2 pseudogenes are annotated in these 652 nt (G+C 44.2%); both read left to right on the plus strand.

Going from position 1 to position 652, the window contains the following annotated elements:
* Window positions 1-258, plus strand: a pseudogene (locus CIK04_RS34210) (pilus assembly protein); the annotation flags it as partial.
* A pseudogene (locus CIK04_RS26845) lies at window positions 236-610 on the plus strand (type II secretion protein); the annotation flags it as partial. The pseudogenes CIK04_RS34210 and CIK04_RS26845, both read left to right, overlap by 23 nt.
* Window positions 611-652: the final 42 nt, after the last annotated feature.

Here is a 652-nt window from a genome sequence, read left to right on the forward strand (position 1 = left end):
GGTGATCGAGTAATCTCGATCGCCAATGGCGATGTGGTCAGCGGGGACGTAACCGACAATGATGTTTTTATAACCATAAAATACGTTAGAGCTAGAGTGAGTAACTATCAATTTCAATTTGTTTCAGTTCTTAATTTTTTAGGTAAACAAACGGCGTTAGTGACCATTCCGCAATTTGAAACCACGCTACCTGTCGAGAGTTTAGGGGTGGTGAGACCAACTAAAAACGATTCGGATGGTTCCACAACTGACTGCTAGGGGACGGTATATGGGAGAAGCTGTGAAGCTAAATAGGAACAATGATGAAAGTTTTGCTCGCTTAAAGACCAGTTTACATATCTGGGTGTTGTACAGTAGCGACCGATTTCAGCTTCATATGGGGCACAACTCAAGTTGTGCAAAACCTCAGTTTGATCTGATTTCAATGCACAACTTCAATGTCTCTGGGCTGACGCACGTGACGCCACCCGATCTTATTTTTGTTGAAACTGGGCCAAATTGGGCACAAAAAGTACTGTCGTTGCAAGAATATGAAGCACCCAGCGATGATTTCGAAGCCTCGTTGATTGTGTTTGGTGACGAAAGTGACAACGGCGCATTGAAAATTGCTTGCGTCTGGGGCGGCAGACTTGTTTCTGATAAGCCTTAGTGG

It is taken from the genome of Vibrio sp. 03_296 (assembly GCF_002265885.1).